Annotated in this window: 19 protein-coding genes; 7 read left to right on the forward strand and 12 right to left on the reverse strand. The window is 58.1% G+C overall.

The window, feature by feature from the left end; translation table 11 throughout:
* Positions 1-3 precede the first annotated feature (3 nt).
* A complete protein-coding gene (locus SJY13_RS20255) occupies positions 4-645 on the reverse strand; it encodes a TetR/AcrR family transcriptional regulator (protein ID WP_377193778.1) in 642 nt (213 codons plus the stop codon).
* A gap of 87 nt (positions 646-732) precedes the next feature.
* Here SJY13_RS20255 and SJY13_RS20260 point away from each other — a divergent pair, with 87 nt between their 5' ends.
* Positions 733-1,893: an efflux RND transporter periplasmic adaptor subunit gene (locus SJY13_RS20260; protein WP_377193780.1), complete on the forward strand. Its 1,161-nt coding sequence runs from the start codon at positions 733-735 to the stop codon at positions 1,891-1,893.
* 11 nt (positions 1,894-1,904) lie between these two features.
* Positions 1,905-5,048 (forward strand): efflux RND transporter permease subunit, encoded by a 3,144-nt coding sequence (locus SJY13_RS20265; RefSeq protein WP_377193782.1) that lies wholly within the window; start codon positions 1,905-1,907, stop codon positions 5,046-5,048.
* A gap of 37 nt (positions 5,049-5,085) precedes the next feature.
* Here SJY13_RS20265 and SJY13_RS20270 read toward each other — a convergent pair whose 3' ends face one another.
* Genes SJY13_RS20270 through SJY13_RS20290 form a run of 5 tightly spaced genes read right to left on the reverse strand, consistent with a single transcriptional unit; the run spans position 5,086 to position 8,689 of the window.
* Positions 5,086-5,460 carry a nuclear transport factor 2 family protein gene (locus tag SJY13_RS20270; protein WP_085822043.1) on the reverse strand — a complete coding sequence of 125 codons (375 nt, stop codon included), beginning with the start codon at positions 5,458-5,460 and terminating at the stop codon, positions 5,086-5,088.
* The gene (locus SJY13_RS20275) at positions 5,457-6,350 is read right to left on the reverse strand and encodes an alpha/beta hydrolase (protein WP_377193784.1); all 894 of its coding nucleotides are present in this window, start codon (positions 6,348-6,350) and stop codon (positions 5,457-5,459) included. Before SJY13_RS20275 ends, SJY13_RS20270 begins: the two co-directional genes overlap by 4 nt.
* Entirely contained in the window at positions 6,347-6,829 is a 483-nt protein-coding gene (locus tag SJY13_RS20280) for a flavin reductase family protein (protein ID WP_377193786.1), read from the reverse strand. The genes SJY13_RS20275 and SJY13_RS20280 overlap by 4 nt, the downstream gene beginning before the upstream one ends.
* Positions 6,829-7,506 (reverse strand): glutathione S-transferase family protein, encoded by a 678-nt coding sequence (locus SJY13_RS20285; protein ID WP_377193788.1) that lies wholly within the window; start codon positions 7,504-7,506, stop codon positions 6,829-6,831. Before SJY13_RS20285 ends, SJY13_RS20280 begins: the two co-directional genes overlap by 1 nt.
* Positions 7,499-8,689, reverse strand: coding sequence for an LLM class flavin-dependent oxidoreductase (locus SJY13_RS20290; protein ID WP_377193790.1), 1,191 nt, complete (start codon positions 8,687-8,689; stop codon positions 7,499-7,501). The genes SJY13_RS20285 and SJY13_RS20290 overlap by 8 nt, the downstream gene beginning before the upstream one ends.
* Before the next feature lie 101 nt (positions 8,690-8,790).
* Between SJY13_RS20290 and SJY13_RS20295 the strand changes: the two genes are divergently transcribed.
* Entirely contained in the window at positions 8,791-9,408 is a 618-nt protein-coding gene (locus SJY13_RS20295) for a helix-turn-helix domain-containing protein (protein ID WP_377193792.1), read from the forward strand.
* A gap of 33 nt (positions 9,409-9,441) precedes the next feature.
* Here the strand turns inward: SJY13_RS20295 and SJY13_RS20300 are convergent, their stop codons facing one another.
* Positions 9,442-9,894, reverse strand: coding sequence for a MarR family winged helix-turn-helix transcriptional regulator (locus SJY13_RS20300; protein ID WP_377193794.1), 453 nt, complete (start codon positions 9,892-9,894; stop codon positions 9,442-9,444).
* Positions 9,887-10,996 carry an Acg family FMN-binding oxidoreductase gene (locus SJY13_RS20305; RefSeq protein ID WP_377193796.1) on the reverse strand — a complete coding sequence of 370 codons (1,110 nt, stop codon included), beginning with the start codon at positions 10,994-10,996 and terminating at the stop codon, positions 9,887-9,889. The genes SJY13_RS20300 and SJY13_RS20305 overlap by 8 nt, the downstream gene beginning before the upstream one ends.
* A gap of 140 nt (positions 10,997-11,136) precedes the next feature.
* Between SJY13_RS20305 and SJY13_RS20310 the strand changes: the two genes are divergently transcribed.
* The 4 genes from SJY13_RS20310 to SJY13_RS20325 all read left to right on the forward strand — a co-directional run bounded on the left by SJY13_RS20310 (position 11,137) and on the right by SJY13_RS20325 (position 15,552).
* A complete protein-coding gene (locus SJY13_RS20310; protein ID WP_377193798.1) occupies positions 11,137-11,730 on the forward strand; it encodes an NAD(P)H-dependent oxidoreductase in 594 nt (197 codons plus the stop codon).
* A gap of 108 nt (positions 11,731-11,838) precedes the next feature.
* Positions 11,839-12,774, forward strand: coding sequence for a pca operon transcription factor PcaQ (pcaQ, locus tag SJY13_RS20315; RefSeq protein ID WP_377193800.1), 936 nt, complete (start codon positions 11,839-11,841; stop codon positions 12,772-12,774).
* 200 nt (positions 12,775-12,974) lie between these two features.
* Positions 12,975-14,348: an aspartate aminotransferase family protein gene (locus tag SJY13_RS20320; RefSeq protein ID WP_377193802.1), complete on the forward strand. Its 1,374-nt coding sequence runs from the start codon at positions 12,975-12,977 to the stop codon at positions 14,346-14,348.
* 19 nt (positions 14,349-14,367) lie between these two features.
* Positions 14,368-15,552: a M24 family metallopeptidase gene (locus tag SJY13_RS20325; protein WP_377193804.1), complete on the forward strand. Its 1,185-nt coding sequence runs from the start codon at positions 14,368-14,370 to the stop codon at positions 15,550-15,552.
* A gap of 70 nt (positions 15,553-15,622) precedes the next feature.
* Here SJY13_RS20325 and SJY13_RS20330 read toward each other — a convergent pair whose 3' ends face one another.
* The 4 genes from SJY13_RS20330 to SJY13_RS20345 form a co-directional block, all read right to left on the reverse strand.
* Positions 15,623-17,602: a DEAD/DEAH box helicase gene (locus SJY13_RS20330; protein ID WP_377193806.1), complete on the reverse strand. Its 1,980-nt coding sequence runs from the start codon at positions 17,600-17,602 to the stop codon at positions 15,623-15,625.
* Positions 17,603-17,800: 198 nt separating this feature from the next.
* Positions 17,801-19,309 (reverse strand): mannitol dehydrogenase family protein, encoded by a 1,509-nt coding sequence (locus tag SJY13_RS20335; protein ID WP_377193808.1) that lies wholly within the window; start codon positions 19,307-19,309, stop codon positions 17,801-17,803.
* Positions 19,309-20,082 carry an L-iditol 2-dehydrogenase gene (locus tag SJY13_RS20340; RefSeq protein WP_085822056.1) on the reverse strand — a complete coding sequence of 258 codons (774 nt, stop codon included), beginning with the start codon at positions 20,080-20,082 and terminating at the stop codon, positions 19,309-19,311. The genes SJY13_RS20335 and SJY13_RS20340 overlap by 1 nt, the downstream gene beginning before the upstream one ends.
* Positions 20,079-21,083, reverse strand: a complete 1,005-nt coding sequence (locus SJY13_RS20345; protein ID WP_377193810.1) for an ABC transporter ATP-binding protein — start codon at positions 21,081-21,083, stop codon at positions 20,079-20,081. The genes SJY13_RS20340 and SJY13_RS20345 overlap by 4 nt, the downstream gene beginning before the upstream one ends.
* Positions 21,084-21,088: the final 5 nt, after the last annotated feature.

Genomic DNA, 21,088 nt, shown 5'->3' on the forward strand with positions numbered 1-21,088 from the left:
GGGTCAGTTCAGCATCCTGCGCGCGACATCTTCCAGAAGGTCATGCAGATCGAACTCCTGACCCTTTTCGGCAAGACCCTGCTCGCGCAGGATGAAGGACAGCCCGTGAACAAAGCTCCATAACAGGAACCCCCGACGGCGGACTTCTTCGGTGATTCCCGGCTCATCCAAGCATTTTGCGATCTCGGTCAGCAGGATGTTGAAGCTCTGCTGCCCCCCTTCCTCAAGCCGGGGGTCGGCGATCCGGTCTGTGAAGCCGCCGAATTTCAGGCTAAATATACCAGGCTCGCGCAGGGCGAAGGATACGTATTCCATTCCTATCGCGGTCACGCGCTCGGGTGATCCCTCGGGTATACCCTCCAACGCGGCCAACATTCTGGTCCGATGCCGGAGCATCCCTTCCAAAACTGCAGCGACCAGCATTTCAGTCTTGTTTTTAAAGTGCTTATAGGGCGCGGCCGTAGACACCCCGGCCAACCTGCACGCATCGGAAACCGAAAAGCTATCGGGCCCTTTTTCCTCGACCAGTTGGCGCGTCGCTTCGATCAGGGCAGCACGAAGGTCCCCATGATGATAGGTCTTCTTGCCAGTCGTCCGGGGCTGTGATCCGGCGTCATAGTCTTGGTTCTTTTGGCCATTGCTCATGATCCAAGATGTTGCAGATCACGTATACCTTGTCAAAGTAAGAAATTCTAACATATGTTAGAGATGCTAACTTTATGAGGTTGCCGCATGCCAAATTCTGAAAACGACATCGCTGCGAATGACAAGCCGCGCTTGGCGTCCCGACTGTTTCGCGGGGGCGTTCGGCTGGGGCTGACCGTTAGTGTCATCGCTGTCGCCGCGGGGACCGTGTATTTCGGCGCGTCCGAGCTGTCGCGCCGCGCGAATGCCGTTCCGGCACCAGATGCAGCGGCCGTGACCCCGGTGTCGGTGACGCCGATCCGGCAGGAAAGCTCTTACTTGGTGGATCGCGTCTTTATCGGCCAGGTCGAGCCTAAACGCGCAGCCGATATCTCATTTGAACTGAACGGAACGCTTAGCGATATTATGGTGGATGAGGGCGACGAAGTGGACCGGGGTCAGCTTTTGGCAACGTTGGATATCGCTTTGTTGGAGGTCGAGCGGGATCGCTTGACGGCGTCGCGCGATGCCATTGCGGCGCAGCTTGTGTTTGCCCAGAAGACCGTCAAACGTAACGCCAAGTTGATCGAGCAGGGATTTACCAGCCAGGCTCGATTGGATGAGGCCATAGCGCTGCAGGACGAATTGCTGTCCAAGATGGGCGAACTTGACGCCGCCCTGCGTGATGTCACTGTTCGGATAGAAAAATCCAGCATTAAGGCGCCGTTCGCAGGCCGAATTACCACCCGACATGTAGATGGTGGCGAGACATTGCGGTCCGGTGACCTGGTGCTGGGTATGGTTGAAATCGTTTCGCCGCAGGTCCGAATCGGCATCCCGCTGGATATTGATCCTGCGCTGTTGTCTGACGTTCAGATCGAAATAGCTGGCGAAAGCTTCCATGCGCAGCTTGATACATTGCGCCCCGATATTGATCCGCTGACCCGGACGCGGACCGCGGTGTTTGACCTGAAGGATGGGCTGAGGGTCACGTTTGGACAGACAGCCCGCGTGCATATCAATGATCCGGTGGAAAGCGACGGGACATGGGTGCCTACAACTTCGTTGAAAGAAGGGAGCCGGGGTCAATGGACCTTGTTGGTTGCGGACACACAGAAAACAGTCCGCGTGGCAACGGTCGAGGTGCTGCATGCCGAGAATGAACGGGTTTTTGTCCGCGGCGAGTTTCCCGAGGGCACCGTCCTGATCGATCAGGGACCACAACGCGTGACAGTTGGTCAGCACGTTGCCTTTGACTCTCAGAAGTGACGGGGAAGATCATGGAAACGCTTACCTTTCGCCACCCAAGACTTGTTGCGCTGATCATCCTGGTTCTGGTGTCAGCGGGGTTGTCTTCGTTCCTGTCACTGGGGCGGCAAGAAGACCCAACCATCACCAATCTTTTTGCAACCGTTACGACACAGTTTCCTGGCGCAGATCCGGAACGAGTCGAGGCCCTGGTCACTGCCGAAATAGAAGAAGAGTTGCGCAAGATCGCTGAGGTCGACGAAGTCAGCTCGGTCTCACGCTCTGGCGTGTCGGTGGTGTCGGTCGAATTGCTTGAAACATTGGACGAGGCCGCAATCGAACAGGTATGGGCCGAAGCCCGGGATGCCGTCGACGATGCGCAGCAGAACTTCCCCGCTGGTGTTCTGCCGCCCGAGTTCGATGCAGAAGGCATCTCTGCCTATTCGGCTGTTATCGCAGTGGCGGCGGACAGTCCCACTTATCCGGTCACTTTGCTGTCGCGTCATGCCGAAGGCTTGGGCGACAGGTTGCGTGCCATTCCCAGCACGCGTGCCGTCGATTATTTTGGCCAACCCGAAGAAGAGGTTCTGGTCAGCGTCGATATGGACAAGGCAGCGGCGCTAGGGCTGAGCGCGGTTGAGATTTCGCAACGGATTTCTCAGGCTGATGGCAAGGTTCAATCCGGCAGGCTGCAATCAGATGTGGATCTGACCATCAATATCAGCGGCGAGATTGAAACGCTGGACCGGATTCGAAACATCGTTTTGCGCGAAAGCGCCGAAGGCGCGGTGGTTCAGCTTGGCGATATTGCCCGCGTTGACCGGGGCGCGCGCGATCCAAGGTCCGCTGTCGCGTTCGCCAACGGCAAACCCGCTGTGCTGATCGGGGTTTTGGCGCAGGATGGTGTGCAGATTGATCGTTGGACTGGCTTCTTGCGTCAAGAGCTGGACGCGGGTGCTGCTTCGGTGCCTCTGGGCGTTCAGGAACTCTTACTTTTCGACCAAAGCCAGTACACGACGGATCGCTTGTCAGAGGTCGGTAGAAACATGGCCATCGGCGTAGCGCTTGTGGTGGCCGTGCTGTTCGTCACGCTTGGGGTGAGGGCTGCGGCGATTGTAGCTTTGGTTCTGCCGGTTGTTTCGCTTGCGACTCTTGCAACAATGAACATGATCGGGTTGCCCATTCACCAGATGTCCGTAACGGGCCTGATCGTGGCATTGGGATTGCTGGTTGATGCGGCCATTGTAATGACCGACGAGATCCGACGACGCCTGCAAGAGGGGATGGGCCGTGCCGCTGCGGTGCGCGATGCAGTGCGACGGCTGGCAGCGCCCTTGTTGGCGTCTACCGTCACCACAGCGTTGGCTTTCATGCCAATGATCCTTTTGCCGGGACCTGCTGGGGACTTTGTCGGCGCCATTGCTATCGCCGTAGTGTTGATGCTGATCTGGTCTTTGTTTGTTGCGCTGACCGTCACCCCTGCGGTTGCAGGGTGGTTCTTGTCAGACAAACCCAATGCCGGACCTCTGAGTCGGGGTATCAGCATTCCGGTTCTTGCCCGGTGGTTTGAGTCCTCAATTCGCCTGTCTGTCGCCAATCCGGTTCGGTCAGTTGCGCTGGCTTTGGTCCTGCCAGTGCTGGGCTTTGCGGCCTTTCCCACCCTGACCGCGCAGTTCTTTCCCGGTGTGGATCGCAATCAGTTCTATATCGAAATCGACATGCCCGGGGGCACGTCAATCGCCAGCACGCAGAGAACGGCGCGCCAGATCGACGAAATGCTGTTAAGCGATGCGGGTGTCAAAAGTGTCTATTGGACCGTTGGCGAGTCCGGTCCGGCATTTTACTATAACATCGTTGGCAACCGCTCGCGCGAGCCGGGGTTTGCGCAGGCGATGATCACCACGCATACCGCTGACGACGCGGCGCGTCTGGTGCAAGGCTTGCAAGGCCGCCTTGATACGGATTTCACCAATGCACAGATCATCGTGCGCAATCTGGTGCAGGGTCCGCCGGTCGCGGCCCCGGTTGAGGTCAAAATTCAGGGGCAGGACATCACCGTTCTACGCAATCTGGGAGATGAGGTTCGGTCAATCATGGCCAATCTCGATCTGGTGACCCAGGCCCGCGCCAGCGTCAATGGCGGCAATCCCCAGATCCGGTTCGAGATTGACGAAGTCAAAGCCCGTTTGCTGGGGTTGGACGTTGCAGATATCGCGGGCCAGCTTGATACCGCACTTGTCGGCATCACTGGCGGAACGCTGATCGAAGGCACCGAACAATTGCCCGTACGCGTGCGACTGGGGGACGAAGTCCGCTCGGATCTGAGCGCGATAGTCAGCATGCCAATTCTTCTGCCAGATGCAGCCGTGGTTTCGGCCACCGGGGTCTTCCCTGCAGTGCCGTTGTCCGAACTGGCGGAACCGGTCATGGAACCGGCAGAAAGCGTCATCACGCGAACGGATGGGGTTCGGGAAAACACCATACAGGCCTTTATCGTTCCGGGTGTATTGCCGGAAGAGGCTCTTCAGGACGTGTTGCGGGCTTTGGAGGCGTCGGGGTTTGTGCTGCCGCAGGGCTATACCATGTCTCTGGGCGGCGACAGCGACGCGCGGTCCAGCACTGTAGGCAATCTGATGGCTTCGGTTGGGCTGATTGTCACGCTTTCCATCGCCACCATTGTGCTGACCTTCAACTCTTTCCGGTTGACGGTTGTCACTTTGGTTGTCTGCGTTTTGTCGGCTGGTTTGTCGATGCTGTCGCTGGCCATCATGCAGTTCCCCTTTGGCATTCAGGCCATCATCGGGGTGATCGGGTCAATCGGCGTGTCGATCAATGCAGCGATCATCATCTTGACCGGTCTGCAGCAGGACCCGCAGGCCAGCCGCGGTGACAGGGCTGCCATGGCGCGGGTTGTAACCGGATCCAGCCGTCACATCATCTCTACCACTGTGACGACCTTTGGTGGGTTCTTGCCCCTGATCCTGGGTGGCGGCGCGTTCTGGCCGCCTTTTGCGGTGGCCATAGCAGGAGGGGTGCTGTTGTCGACCGTGGTGTCGTTTTACTTCACCCCGCCAGTTTTCGCGCTGGTATACCGGGGGCGATTCAGGAAAGCTGCGCTGGCCGCGGCGCAGGGTTCAGACTCTGAACGCGGCTACTTACACGTGGCCGCAGAATAGGGGGATGGTCTGCAGGCGCGCAGACCATCCGTCATTCTCACCCGATGCGCTGTTTGTAGTACGTGTCCTTGTGAACGATCAGCCCGTCGCGATAGGTCAGGATATCGACGCTGAGAAACGCTTCTGTCGTACCGTCCTTAAGCGTGGCCGTGCGACGGTATTCGCAATAGGCCTTGTTGCCGGAAATGGCGCAATCCAGCGTTTGCCAATGGACGTTTTCCACCTTGTCAAACAGGCCCGCGAACACGCTTCGGATTGTGTCCGCGCCTTCAAATCGCACGCCGTGTTCTTCAGGGCCAACAGCATGATCAAAGGTCGCGTCCGGCGCGAAATGCTTCATTACGGCGTCGATATCATTGGCGTTGAAGGCGTCGCCAACGGAATCCACCAGATCTTGGGTCAGTGCTGTCATAGGTTTGGTCCTTTTCCCTGAAGCATGTAACAGCTGTGTTTGAAGAAGGGGCTTGCCGGATCAACAAGCACGTTCAATTCGTCAAAATGATCGACCTCGGGCACGACATAAAGGCCCATCGGGCGGTCGGCGCCGTAGGTCTCGACATACATGTGGGCCTGGCGATGGAATTCAGCCGTTTCCGCACCACCGACCACAACCAGTTGCGGGGCTTTTGTGACCGGAGGGTGGTTGGTCATCGGGCTTTGCGCCTCAGCCTCGGCCTTGTCCATGCGGATGCCTGCATTCAGCGCCTCGGTCAGGCGCACCGGCTCAAGATAACTAAGCGGAGAAACCGGGATGCCTGCCTTGATCAGATCCGCCGGCAGGTTGGCGGCATAGGTGGGCCAGTCCGTGGCCATCATCATCTGCGTGATATGCCCGCCCGCCGAATGACCCATCACGGTAATGCGGTCAGGGTTTAGCCCAAGCTCCTGCGCGTTGCGCCATATATAGGTCATCGCCTCGCGCGCCTGTTCCGAGATATGGGTGATCGTGACGGAGGGGCACAGATCATATCCCACCACCACCACGTTAAAACCCTGGTTTACAAAGGGTGGCGCAATAAAGCTGTAGATAGATTTGTCGCCGCGTTGCCAGTATCCGCCATGAAAATAGACCAGCGTTGGCGCCACGCTGTCACCGCATAAAAACACGTCGAGCTTTTGCTTTTCGCCCGCTCCATAGCGGTTATCAATCTGGCATGTGAGCGTGCTGCGCGCGGTTTCGCTTTCGGCGGCCCAGCTGGGAATGACGGTTTCTTCATAATCAGGTCGACCAGCGCGCAGGTTATATTGGGCATCAAACTCAGGCGGGGAAAAGCGGGTGTGATAAGTCAGATGATTGCTCATCTCAAAGCCTCCGGCTGGGGCGCAGGGAAAAAGCTACCGCGGCAATAGACAAGGGGGGGCACAGGTGCGTGCGTATACTCCAGCACCCGGCCCAGTAGAATTTCGTGATCGCCAGCATCAATCCGGTCATGAACGGTGCAATCGAGATGCGCTGAGGCACCGGGCAGCAACGGGGCCGCATGGCCAGGGGTCCAGTCCGTATCGGTGAACCGGTTTTCAACATTGCTGGAAAAGTGCAGCGCCAGATTTTTCTGGTCGGCGGACAGGATATTGATAGCAAAGTGATCAGATCCGGAAAGGGTAGGGAACACCCGGCCGGATTTGGCGACGCAGACCGATATCACGGGTGGGTCTAGCGAGACCGAAGTGAACGAGTTCGCCGTCAGCCCCCAGGGTTGGTGGTCGCAGTCATAGGCTGTCACGATTGTGACGCCGGTAGGAAATGAGCCAAGCGCATATCGATAATCGCGGATATCCATCACAGTACTCCTTCGCTGGCGCACGCCTCTTCTAAGGCCGCCCACTCATCCGGGTTAGATCCGAAATGCCGCATGACATGGTCCTGAAAGGCGGGGCGATCCGCCAGGCGCTGATACCAGGCCTCGACATTTGGCAGGGGTGGGCGATCAACCTCGACCGTGAAACAGCGATACACCACGCAGCCAAGGGGGATATCGCCCATCGTAAATGCGTCACCGCAAACATAGGGACGATCCGCCAGATGCCCTTCGACCACGGACAGTGCCTTGTGCGCCTGATCCCGCAAAGCAGTAATTTTAGCGGGGTCGCGCTGGTTCGGTTGGGTGCGGACCGTGGCGAAAAACAGCTGGATCACCGGCGTGAAGGCCAGGCTTGCCGACCATTCCATCCACTGATCGGCCACGGCGCGGGTTTGGACATCGGATGGGCTCAGCGTGCCCGACCCATAGCGATCACACAGATAGCGCACGATGGCCAGGCTTTCCCACAACGCGAAATCCCCGTCCCGGATCGCCGGGATCATGCGGTTGGGGTTGATCTGCGCGTAAGTGTCCGTGTCCAGCTTGCCAAAGCTACCGCCCGCCAATTGCAGGGTATAGTCCAGACCCAGCTCGTTGGCGGTCCAGATCACCGGGATCACGTTTGACGAATAAGGCCTTCCCCAGATCTCAAGCATCAGCCAGCACCCGTTTCTGAGCGATCGATTCAGTGCCGAATTTGGGCACGACATGTTCGAACAGGCGATGCCAGCTGGCCAGGATCTTCTCGTAAGGAACGCCGGTGTATTGCTGCATCAGCATCAGGTGGTCCAACCCGATGGTCTCTTGTTTTTCGGCAAAGCGTTCGGTCACAAAAGCGGCGTCGCCCACGACGATGATGCCGCGTTTGTTGAGGAAATCGAACCAGTCCATCGCTTCGTCCTCGGCGGTCATCTCCTCGCCCACATCCAGGTAGCCATGCTTGGTCCATTCGCCCGCAGGCCGCGAGCCGCCGAGGAACTCATAATATGCGTTGATCGCCGGGCGGATGGTTCTGTCCGCCTCTTCCATGCTCTCACCGACATAGAATGCGGTGCAGACGCCCACACCTTCGCCCAGTTTCACTTCACGCCCTTCGCGTTTGGACAGCGCCTCACGGTAGGGTTCCCAACATTTCAGTGTGCTTTTGGGTCCAGCGGACATTGAGATCACGCCCCAGCCTTTCTCGCCCGCAAGCTTGAAGGTCGGCGGTGCGTTCGACATCAACCAAACCGGTGGGTGGCCGTCCTGATAGGGGCGCGGATGCACATACATCGCTTTGTATTCGCCGTCCTCAGCGTGGTAACGCGGGTCCAGAGGTTCGAAAAAGCGGTTGGTTTCCTTCCAGCCTGGCACCGGGAATTCATAGAATTCACCCTTGTGAGTGAAAGCCTCGTTGGTCCAGGCCTTCAGAATGACTTCAAGGCTTTCCTGATACAGGCGCATCACCTTGCCATTGTCCCGCCGGTCCGCATTCTTGTTGAACTGCAGCGTTGAACGTTCGTTGATGCCTTTTGCCACGCCAAAATCCACACGCCCTAGGGTCATATTGTCCAACATCGCCACATCTTCGGCCACGCGCAACGGGTGCCAATCGGGCAGGATGATCGGTGCCGTCCCGACCCGCAGCTTTTTGCAATGGGCTGCCACGTGGGTGCACATTTGCACCGGATTGGGCGGCGCGTTCATGAACCCGTTATGGGCGAAATGATGTTCGGTGAACCACGCGGTCGTAAACCCGGCCTGCTCGGCCAACGTGCATTGCTCAAGGATCATTTCAAGCGTTCGGGTCCAGGGAATCGTCTCTCCGGGGCTGAAATTGGCAATCAAATCAAAGCGCATGACGATCCCTAAGGTTGTTGCGAGTAGTTGAATTACGTTCTCAATTTCAACTAAGTTGAATTTGGGTAGAAAAATCAACTAAAATCTTTTATTCCGCATGTATGATTAATGACCTTCCCGAAACTGACGCCCAACGGCTGGGCAGCGAAATCCGCGAAGTGCGCAAGGCGCGGGGCCTGACCCTGAAAGGCCTCTCGGACGCGGTGTCTTGTTCGACTGCCTATCTCAGCAGGATCGAGCTCGGCTCGGCCAAAGTGTCGGCCGAACTTTTGCGGGAAATCAGCGCCGCGCTGAGCGTGGAACTGGATTGGTTCTTTCCGATACAGGCCGGAACGGGACCCCTGGAGCGCAGGCATGTGGTGCGGGCCGGAAACCGCCGTAACCTTTCTGGCATGTATACCCGAACTGCAACAGAATTGGGGTTTGAGGATGAATTGCTGTCCAGCACCCTATCCGGGGATTGCTATTTGATCCTGTCGCGGTTCCCACCCGGCGCGGGTTCGCTGCCCGAGCTGACCGAAGGTTATACGTTCGAGGGCGAACAGCACGCGATTGTCGTAACCGGTGAGGTTGAGCTGCGTCTGGGGGACGAGGTGATCGTCTTGTGCCAAGGCGACAGTTTTTCCTACCCTTCGGTGATTGCGCACCGGTTTCGGAACCGCACGGACAAAGAGGCGACGATGGTCTGGGCGATGTCACCGGTACGGATCAGCTGGTAGGTATCTTGCGGTGTGTGGCCGATAGATGGATTATCAATTTTCGTCGCGCTGACGGTCCATGATCTTGCGCAGCTCTTCCAATTCCGGAAGCAGGTTCAGAACGCGATCGGCAGGAAACTCTGCGGCGACACGCTCCAGATCCGGTTTGACCGAGACAATCGCCTGTTCGCGAAAAGCACGCCCCGTGTCGCTGATCCAGACCCGCTTTGACCGCGCGTCTTCGGTGTTGGGTCTCATTTCGACGTAACCAGCCTTGTCCAGTCCGCCCAGAGTGTGGGTCATGGTTGTTTTTGCGGTTTGAAAGGCGCGCGCCAGCTCTAGCGGCGTGCGCCCGTCCTGAACGCGGACAAGGTGATTGAGAACGCTAAAATGGGACACAAGAAACCCCGCGGGAAGTTGCGCCTGAAGCAAGGCGCGGCTGAGTTGCTCGATGATCCCAACCTCATTGAAAACTTGGAAAAAAAGAGCAACTTTGTTTTCAGGCATTTCTCATCCGGTTCTCTATGGGCCAACGCGGCGTGCGTGGTGTCCGTGTGCCATACCCTACAAGGCCCAGCATTTGAACCGTCTCACCGTTTGGGGCAAATCGCGCATGTATCTCGTCGTAGTATGACCTCACTTCTGGGTATTCTTGCAAGGCCTGACTGACCGGTCGCAAGGCCAGCCCTGCCCCGGTTGCGGCAAGGTTCAAACGCAACCAGTTTCGCCCTGCCTCGATCTGGTCGAACCGGGTGTTGCCGGGTGTGACGATCAAGGCATAGGCGGGTGCTCCGAGAATGGCCTGTGCGGTGTCTTCAATCGGGGCGCGGGCATTGGGGTTGTTGATGTCCAGCGCCGCCTCACGTGTGACAAGGCCCAACAGGGCCAGCGATTCCACGAAAGATCCGCTGACATCAATCCCGTCCGGGTTGGCGTTAATCTCGGCCTTGCCGATGCGCAGCAGGTCGATGCTTTCTTTCCATGCAGCCGGGGTCTCCACCTCGGCCATCCAGGCGTCATGCGCGATCCGTCGGATGGCATCGCGGTTCTCGCCGTCCAGAAACAGCCGGGCATGGGTCCGCAACGGAGCGGCCTCGGGTGCTGTGACCCTGCGATCTTCAAATGCTTCTTTATGCGACCGCCGCAACATCACTTGTGCAAAGAGCGGGTTGGGTGAGGCAGCTTGGGGCACAAATCTGCATTGCGCTACAGGACCGTCGTCGCCGTGAGGGAACAGTTCGGTTTCCACACCAATCCCTTCTTCGGCCGCCGCCATCTCCATCAGTTGCAGGAAACACCCCATTCCAATGGTCAATTGCCGGTCAAACGGGTCAGTCACCGGCAAGTTGCGGCTTTTGTCGCGGTAGATCGCTAGGCCATCATCGGCGATCAGACCTGCCTGCCATGGCTGGCGATTGTGCGGATTGGGTGCCAGCAGGGCGTAGGACAAAGCCCGCATCCGCGGATCGTCATAGGTGCCGGCCTTGGCCCAGGGCTCCAGCGCTTTGGTTGGGGTTCGCGTGGCGAGAAAGCCACCATAAGGCACGGCAGCGGCCAAAATGGCGCCGCCTCCGATCAGGGCAAGTGATTTGCGGCGGGACAGGGGCATGGTTGATCTCTTCATAAAGTACGATATCGTACCAATATAATGCGATATCGAACTAAGCAAGAGAGAATGTTGCAAGACTTTGACAAGTGAACGTACAGCAATGGTTTTAACATGAGTCAAGATATGGCAGGCAGGAAACCATGAAATGTTTGGTTGTGATCTCTCACCCGCTGCACGGCAGCCTGTGTCGGCATCTGTCTGAAAAGGTTGTGGAACAACTGATCCACTCCGGTCATTCTGTGGTGATAGAAGACCTCTATGATCAGGAGTTTGACCCCGCGCTGTCTACTAATGAACGCGGGTCGTTCTATGACGTCTATGACGCTTCAAGGGTGGCTGAACAAGTGAAACACCTGCAAGAGGCCGAGGCTCTGGTGCTTGTGTTTCCCACTTGGTGGTTTGGGTTTCCTGCTATCCTGAAGGGCTGGTTCGACCGGGTCTGGGGCCCGGGCATCGCGTTTGACCACTCTAGTGACTTGGGGTCGATTACGCCCCGGCTGAACGCTTTGCGGCACGTGATGGCGGTCACGACTCTCGGTTCGCCCTGGTGGGTGGACCGGCTGGTCATGCGCCAACCAGTTAAACGGGTTTTGAAACTGGCCTTGCTTGGCGGATGTGCCAGGCGTAGCAAGTTGGAGTTTCTGTCGCTTTACAACTGCGAAAAGCTGACGGAAGGGGATGTGCAGGGGTTTGGCAAAAAGGTGACTCAAACCATTGATCGCTGGCCGGTTTAACGGACTGCTTCCCTTCACACAAAATCACAGCCTGCGGCGCATTGAATGTTGGCTTTTGGTATGTAGGTAGTCCAAATATCGGATTTACTTACCGATTAGGGAAAGAAAATGATCGATCGCCGCATCAAATTCCGGCACATTCAATGCTTTGTCGAGATCTACCGGGAAAAGAGTTTTAAACTGGCGGCGGAAAAGTTGTTCCTGACCCAACCGGCGATTTCCAAAACACTGAAAGAGTTGGAAGACATCCTTGGAACGACCCTGTTGATCCGAAACCGCGCGGGTGTTGCGCTGACCCGGCAGGGAGAAGTGTTCCTGCATTTTGCCGAAATGTCTCTGGCTGCGCTGCAACAAGGCTTGTCAGGTGTTGAGCACATTGACGCCAGGGGGCGGACAAAGCTGTCGGTTGGTGCCTTGCCATCTGTGGCCGCGCGACTGATGCCGACGGTCGCGACCGAGTTTTCCGAGCTGGCGAGCACCACAAGTCTGCGCATCATCGACGGCCCGCACGGGTATCTGATGGAGCGGCTGCGGATAGGTGAGCTGGACCTCGTCATCGGCCGCTTGGGGCATCCGGATACGATGCAAGGCGTCACCTTTACCCAGCTTTACGAAGAACGCGTGGAATTTGTTGTGCGAGCAGGCCATCCGTTGCTGGACGGGCCTGACCTGAAGCGCATTGCGGACTGGCCGGTGATCTATCCGCCTGAAGGCTCCGCAATCCGCCCGCTGGTGGACAGACTTCTGATTGCACATGGGGTTGGCGACCTGGAAAATCAGCTGGAAAGCGTTTCTGGGGCGTTCGGGCGCGTGTTCACACGCCGGTCGGACGCGATCTGGATCATATCAGCGGGCGTGGTCGCCAATGAGATCGCGGACGGGCATCTGGTTGCTTTGCCCTTTGACACTACGATCACCCGGGGACCTGTCGGGCTGATGCATCGCCCGGACGACGTGCTATCACCCCAGGCACGTGTGTTTAGTCTGGCCGTCAATAATGCCATCAAAACGTTGAGGCTGATCCCCGTCGAAGAACATTTCTGAGTACCAGAAGATTCCCATTGATTTTTTGCCAGGCGATGTGCTCAATCAATTCTACGAAACCCGACAATAAAGGCATTGCGCGCTGCTGTCTGGGTGAGCGGAGCCACTCTGCTCATACGAGGACCAGAAGTCCTCAAGCGTGCACCCGGCTCCCTTCAAGTACCAACAGGCGGCGCGCCGCCAGAACCAAAGGGTTTGCCATGCTGCACAATGATCAACTTGAAAATTGGGACCGTGAGAATTTCTTTCATCCCTCAACTCACTTGGGCGATTTCGCACGTGGGGACCTGCCGCACCGGGTCGTGACCGGCGGCAAGGGCTGCCACATCGAAGATCGGGACGGCAACCGCCTGCTGGATGCCTTTGCCGGGCTGTACTGTGTCAACGTCGGGTACGGACGTCCCGAAATTGCCGATGCCATCGCGGATCAAGCAAAGGAGCTGGCGTATTACCATTCTTATGTCGGTCACGGGACAGAAGCCTCGATCACCTTGGCCAAAATGGTGCTGGACCGCGCACCCGCCCATATGTCCAAAGTGTATTTCGGCCTGTCTGGATCGGATGCCAATGAAACCAACATCAAACTGATCTGGTATTACAACAACATCCTGGGCCGACCTGAGAAGAAGAAGATTATCTCGCGCTGGCGCGGCTATCACGGATCTGGCCTAATGACGGGCTCGTTGACCGGTCTGGAGTTGTTTCACAATAAGTTCGATCTGCCGCTGCAACCGGTCCTGCATACCGACGCGCCCTATTTCTTTCGCCGCGCGGACCGCAGCCAAACCGAGGCGCAATTCGTGGCACGCTGCGTTGATAAACTTGAGGCGCTCATCGCGCGCGAGGGCGCTGACACCATCGCTGCTTTCATTGGTGAGCCGGTGCTTGGAACGGGTGGAATTGTACCGCCACCTGACGGGTACTGGCCAGCTATTCAGGCTGTCCTGGACAAGCACGACATTCTGTTGGTGGCTGATGAGGTGGTCACAGGGTTTGGCCGCCTTGGTGCCATGTTCGGGTCTGAACATTATGGCATGTGCCCCGATCTGATCACCATCGCCAAGGGTTTGACGTCCGCCTACGCACCGCTCTCAGGGTCGATTGTGTCCGACAAGATGTGGTCGGTTCTCGAGCGCGGCGCAGATGAAAATGGCCCCATCGGTCACGGTTGGACTTATTCCGCCCACCCGATCGGGGCTGCGGCAGGTGTGGCGAACTTGCAGTTGATTGACAGTCTGGGACTGGTTGAAAATGCGGGAACCATCGGCGCCTATCTCAATACCACCATGGCAGGGGCCCTTGGGTCACACCCCAACGTCGGCGACGTGCGCGGAGAAGGCATGCTGTGTGCGGTCGAGTTTGTAGCCGAAAAGGATAGCCGCACTTTCTTTGATGCCAGTGCCAAGATCGGGCCCAAGATTGCGGCCAAACTGCTAGAACAGGACAATGTGATCGCTCGCGCTATGCCGCAGGGTGACATTCTTGGTTTTGCCCCGCCTTTCTGCCTGACGCGGGCAGAGGCTGATCAGGTGGTCGCTGCTACGGTACGTGCGGTCACATCCGTGTTGTCCTAACGCCGGGAGGTACCATGCCATGACTCCTTCAAACGCCCCTTTCAGCCGTGCTGAATACGATCGCCGTTTAAGCAAAACTCGTGCCGCTATGGCCGCTGCTGGCCTTGATGCGCTATTTGTAACCGATCCGTCAAACCAGGCCTGGCTGACAGGTTATGACGGCTGGTCTTTCTATGTGCATCAGGGGGTGATTGTCACCCCGGAGGGTGAGCCGACTTGGTGGGGCCGGTACATGGACATGCTGGGCGGTCGCCGCACCTGTTGGATGGACCAGTCCAACATTCTGGGTTACGGCGACCATTATGTGCAATCCACAGTCGTACATCCGATGCAGGACCTGGCACAGCGCCTGCTTGCGCGTGGTTTCGGAAACAGGCGCATCGGCGTTGAAATGGAGAACTACTACTACTCTGCCAAAGCGCATGCCGTTCTGAGCGCGGAACTGCCGGATGCTGAACTGATCGACGCGACGGCGCTGGTAAACTGGCAGCGGCTGATCAAATCGGACGAGGAATTGGGTTTCATTCGCAAGGCCGCACGCATTTCGGACCAGGTCATGCGCACCGCCCTGGAAAGGGCCGAGCCCGGTTTGCGCAAGAACGATCTGGTGGCGGACATCATGCATGCGGGTATCACCGGTGTAGGCGACGACTGGGGAGATTATCCAGCCATTGTGCCCCTGACCCCCTCGGGGCTGGATGCGACGGCTGCACATCTGACCTGGGATGGAGCGCCCATGCGTGATGATGAAGCCACGTTCTTTGAACTGTCCGGTTGCTATCGCCGTTACCACGCGCCCCTGTGTCGGACGGCGTTTTTGGGAACGCCCTCTGATGACATGCGCCGCGCGGAAGAAGCCCAGTTGGAAGGCATCGCCGCAGGGCTTGAGGCCGCTCGTGCGGGCAACCGTACTTGTGACATTGCCAATGCCTTCATGGGTGTTCTTAGCAAATACGGCATCGAACGCTCGGGTCGGATGGGTTATCCGATTGGTCTCAGCTATCCACCGGATTGGGGCGAGCGTACAGCCTCAATCCGAAGTGAGGACGAAACGGTGCTGGAGCCAGGCATGGTGTTTCACTTCATGCCGGCCTTGTGGATGGACACTTGGGGGCTTGAGACCACTGAAACCATCCTGATCCGCGACGAGGGCGCCGCCGAGCCATTATGTGAGATCGACAGGAAGCTGTTCGTCAAAGCCTGATGCTGGAATGATGACCCCGTTCAAGAGGATAGTCCGCAGCGCGTGCGCCTGCGGACCCAACCCTTAACCATTACCGCCGTTTAGGCACTGCGTTCCCGCCCTTAGAGGCTTTTGCCGCTGCCCGGGCCCGGTTTTTCTTGCTGCTGGCCTTGCCTTTGGGCGGTAGGGGGCCTTTGGGTGCGCTGCTGCGGGGTTTGGACTGCGTTTCCTTGCCCGATTTGGCCTCGGGCTTAGGTTTGCCCTTGGGGCTTGCCACAGCAGGTTTGCGGGCTTTCAGCGGTGCGGCTACAACCTTGTCCGTTTCTTCTGCCCTGGGCTTTCGATCCACCAGTTTCCGGGGCGTGCGGTCCTCGGGTTTTGGCTTGCGGCGGCGCGGGTCTGGGGCGTCGTTCCAATCAACCGGCTTGGTGTCCCCTTTACGAGGGCGTGGCTTGCCACCGGGCGCGCGATCAAATTTGGGGCGCTGATAAGCAGGCAGGTCGGGCGCTTTGTCCAGGCGCACGATGTCCTTTGATCCTTCGATCTTCATGGCGGGTCCAATGGCCGCCAGAAAACCGTCCACGCTGGACTTACGGATCTCGATGTAAGACAGATCATCCGCCAGACGGATCGCGCCGATATCGTCTTTGGTGATGTTGCCAGCTTTGCACACCATCGGCAGCAAATGACGAGGTGAGGCGTTTTGATTACGCCCCTCTGACAGGGAAAACCAAACGCTTGGGCCAAACTCTGCTCTTGGTTTGGGTTTCTCAACGCTGACCGCGCCCAACTCCTCGGGTGCGGAATGGCGGTTTTTGTATTGGCGCAAATAGGCGGCGGCGATCTGTTCCGGCGCGAACTTCTCAACCAGTCTATCAACCGTTGCACGTTCGCTTTCGGTGATGTCGGCTTGCCAGTCATCCTCTGCCAGCATACGCACCTGATCGCGCTCGTTTACCTCGTCAGCCGACGGTGCTGATCCCCAATCGGCGCTCAGCTTGGCGAATTTCAGGATGCGCTCGGCCTTTTTCCGAGACGAGGGCACAACAACCAATGCGCTGACGCCCTTACGCCCTGCACGGCCTGTCCGGCCCGACCGGTGCAAAAGGGTTTCGTGACTGTTGGGCAGTTCGGCATGCACCACCAGATCGAGATTGGGCAGGTCGATCCCGCGCGCGGCTACATCTGTCGCCACGCAGACGCGTGCGCGCCCGTCACGCATAGCCTGCAGCGCATTAGAGCGTTCGCTTTGGGTCAGCTCGCCAGACAAGGCCACAACTGAAAAGCCGCGGTTCGACAGGCGTGCTGTCAGGCGGGACACCATCGCGCGGGTGTTGCAGAACACAATCGCGTTGGGGGCTTCGTAATAGCGCAGCACATTGATGATAGCATTTTCACCGTCGCGCGCGGACACCATCATGGCACGATAGTCGATATCGGCGTGCTGCGTCTGTTCGCCCACTGTCGAAACCCGCTCGGCATCGCGCTGATAACTTTTGGCAAGTTTGGCGATGGCACTGGGGACCGTGGCGGAGAACATCAGCGTCTGACGATCCGTCGGTGTTTCATCCAGTATGAATTCAAGGTCTTCGCGAAAACCCAGATCCAACATTTCATCGGCTTCGTCCAGAACCACAGCGCGCACCTGGGTCAAATCGATGGAGCCCCGCATGATGTGGTCGCGCAACCGGCCCGGAGTGGCAACAACCACATGCGACCCGCGTGCCAATGCGCGGCGTTCGTCGCGCATATCCATGCCGCCCACGCAAGAGGCGAGAAATGCGCCCGCATCGGAATACAGCCAGCTCAGCTCGCGTTTCACCTGCAGGGCCAGTTCTCGTGTTGGCGCGATGACCAACGCCAGTGGCGCGCCGGATGCCCCGAACGTATCACCCTCGCCCAACAGTGTTGGGGCAATGGCCAACCCAAACCCGATGGTTTTCCCCGACCCGGTCTGCGCCGAAACCAACAGGTCCCGACCTTCCAGCTCGGATTGGGTGACCGCTTGCTGAACAGGGGTCAAAACATCATAGCCCTTGCGGGCAAGCGCATCTGCGATGGTTTTTTTCACGGCGGAGGTTCTTTGTATAGGGCAGGTGGCGCGGCCAAGCAGGCTTGCAATCGTCGCATCATCCAAGGTTAAAGAAGGCCCCTTAACGGGTGGCGCGTGGTTTGTATAGACGCAGTTTGATATTGTTATTGGTAACGGCAGGGTCAAATTTTGCCAGAAGTTTGCAATGAATGGAAAAGTGTTTCGGGCCTGATCAGATCAAAGGTCGCTTGATCTGCGCAGATAGCTGCCGATCACTGCCCGGCAGCCCCTGTCCCAAATTGCGGGCAACCAATGAGAAAACTCCTGTGCAAACAGGCGGTTTTGCCCCAATTCGCCATAAAGGCCGGTTTGATCGATCCAGGCTTGAGGGTTTTCCTTGGCGACAAGGGCGGTTTTATGCAGCGCGCTCCAAATCGGGTCGTTGGGCGCGATTTCTGTGCCGTCTTCGCGAGTTCCCGCACACATCCGGGCCCAGAGGGCTGCGGCCAATGCCAGTCCAGCGATAGGCGATCCGGTTAGCAAGGCCTCACGTAGTGAAGGCAGCAAGAAGCCGGGATGCCTGGACGACCCGTCAAACGCAACGCGGCGCGTGGTGTCATGAATGGCTGCATTGGAAAACCGGCGCGCGACCAGGTCCAGGTATTGCGCAGGCGATGTGCCGGACACGGGCGCGACCTGGGGCAGGATTTCGTCGCGTTGCACTTTCGCGAAGAAGTCAGAGATTTGTGGGTCTTGCATGCAGTCCGAAATTGTCGGGACGTTCAGGATTTCCCCGACATTCGCAAGCAACTGGTGGCCGCCATTCAGGATGCGCAGTTTCATCGCTTCATAGATGTGGACATTGTTTGTCATAGTGACGCCGACCTGTTCCCAAGACGGTCGGCCCGCGCAGAAATCGTCTTCGATCACCCATTGACGGAAGTTCTCATGTGTGACCGGGGCGTGATCCTCAATGCCCAGAGCCAGACACTGAGACAACACCTGATCGGTGGTCGCAGGAACGATGCAATCCACCATAGAGTTGGGGAACGCCCCGTTGTGATTGATCCATTCAGCGAGGTCAGGATCGGACAGCCGCGCAAGGCCGACAACACAGTTGCGCAGGATTGTTCCATTGCCCTGAAGGTTATCGCAGCTTAGCGCGGTAAACGGATTTATCCCAGCATCGCGGCGCTGGCGCAGAGCGGCAACGATGGCTCCAAATGCGGTGCGAGGGTGATGCGGATGTTCCGCGTCGTGGCGAATGTCGTCATGGGTGGGGTCAAACGCACCCGTGTTGGCATCTAGGTAATACCCCCCCTCGGTCACGGTCAGCGAGACGATCCTGATCGCAGGGTCCGACATCTGCCGGATCAAGGGTGCATTTTCAGCCTCGATTGGCAGATAGCTGATCATCGGCCCGATGACCTCGGCCGACATACCCGAAGGGTCAAGCTCGATCAGGGTCGTCAGACAGTCCTGCGCGATCAGCTTTTCGCGCATGCTGGCGTCATAGCCGCGCATGCCAGCCCCGATGATGGCCCAGTCCCGCGCCAGACCCTGCTGCATGAGTTGGTGGATGTACCACGCCTGATGGGCACGGTGGAAATTGCCCAAACCAATATGAACAATACCGGGGGTCAGTTCATCGGTTTCGTAGTTGGGTGTTTTGACCGTCAGGGGAAGGTCATCCAGCCCGCTGCGTTTCAGTTTTGTTGGGGTATGTGCATGCGCCAGAGGGTCCATCAGCTCATCCAGTTTCCGCCGTCTACATTGTAGGTTTGGGCCACGATGTACCGGGCCTCGTCCGAGGCTAGAAATACGGCCATTCCGGTCAGATCTTCGGCTTGACCCATCCGCCCAAAAGGCACCGAGGCCGCCACTTCGCGCTTTTTTTGGCCCGGTGCCTTGCTTTCGTGTTTGGCGAAAAACGCATCGACCCCATCCCAGTGTTCGCCATCCACAACGCCCGGGGCGATGGCGTTCACGTTGATCCCGTGTTCGATCAGGTTCAGCCCGGCGGATTGCGTCAGAGAAATGATCGCGGCCTTGCTGGCGCAGTAGACGGCGACCAGAGGCTCGCCGCGCCGCCCGGCCTGAGACGCCATATTGATGATGTGACCCCGGACCTTGTTGTCGATCATATGTCGCGCAACAGCTTGCAGGGTGAACAGGGTTCCGGCGACGTTGATGTCGAACACGCGTTGATATTCGCCGCGGTCAATCTCGACAATCGGAGCGGCTGTGAAGATCGCAGCGTTGTTGATCAGAATGTCGATAGGGCCGAACTGATCGGCAGTGCGCGCAATCGCGACATCAATGCTGTTCTGGTCGGTCACATCCATTTCAACTGCAAGCGCAGCCGCGCCGATTTCTTCCGCGGCTGCGCGGGCGCGGTTGATATCGATGTCCGCAATGGTAACACGTGCGCCTTCGGCCACATAGGCTTTGGCAAAGGCCAGCCCGATGCCGCGCGCGGCCCCTGTAATCAGGGCGGTTTTGCCAGCCAGCCGCGTCATCCGATCCGCAACCCCTGTGCGTCGAAGCGATGAATGACATCTGAACGCGGGGTCAGGTGAATTCGGTCGCCGTGGCGGAAGTCGACTTCACCGTCGGCCCGGACAGTCAGCGTTTCCGCCAGTCCGGTCTCGTGGACATGAAAGAAGGTATCAGACCCCAAGTGCTCTGAGACGCTGACAATCCCCGACCATGTGCCTTCGGTGTCGGAAACAGTGATGTGCTCGGGCCGGATGCCAATGGTATGAGCGTTGTGTTTCGCGGCCTCTTCGCCTTCGAAAAAGTTCATTTTTGGCGATCCGATGAACCCTGCCACAAACAGGTTGCGGGGCGTGCGGTAAAGCTCCAGCGGGCTTCCGACCTGCTCGATGACACCGGCCTGAAGCACGACGATCTTGTCGGCCATTGTCATCGCCTCGACCTGATCGTGGGTCACGTAAATCATCGTTGTCTCAAGACGTTCGTGCAGCTCGCTGATTTCCAAGCGCATACCGACGCGCAGGGCGGCGTCGAGGTTGGACAGCGGCTCGTCAAACAGGAACGCTGCCGGTTCACGCACAATCGCGCGGCCGATGGCAACCCTTTGGCGCTGACCGCCCGACAATTGGCCGGGACGGCGATCCAGATAGTCGGCCAGGTTCAGGACGCTGGCAGCACCCTCAACCCGGCGGTCAATCTCGGCCTGATCCAGTTTTGCCATGCGCAGCGGGAACGCGATGTTTTTGCGCACTGTCATATGCGGATAGAGCGCATAGGACTGGAAAACCATCGCCAGACCCCGTTTCGCAGGCGGCACATCAGTGGCGTCGGAGCCGTCGATGTCCATCGTGCCAGAGGTCATGTCCTCCAACCCTGCAATCAGGCGCAATAAAGTGGACTTACCGCAACCCGAGGGGCCGACAAAGACAGTGAATTCGCCGTCTTCGATGGTCAGGTCCAGCGGAGGGATGACCTGCACGTCACCGAAGCTTTTGGTCACGGACTTGAGTTGAATGCGTCCCATGAGGA

The organism is Ruegeria meonggei (assembly GCF_042768335.1).
In the GTDB taxonomy this organism is placed as follows: domain Bacteria; phylum Pseudomonadota; class Alphaproteobacteria; order Rhodobacterales; family Rhodobacteraceae; genus Ruegeria; species Ruegeria meonggei.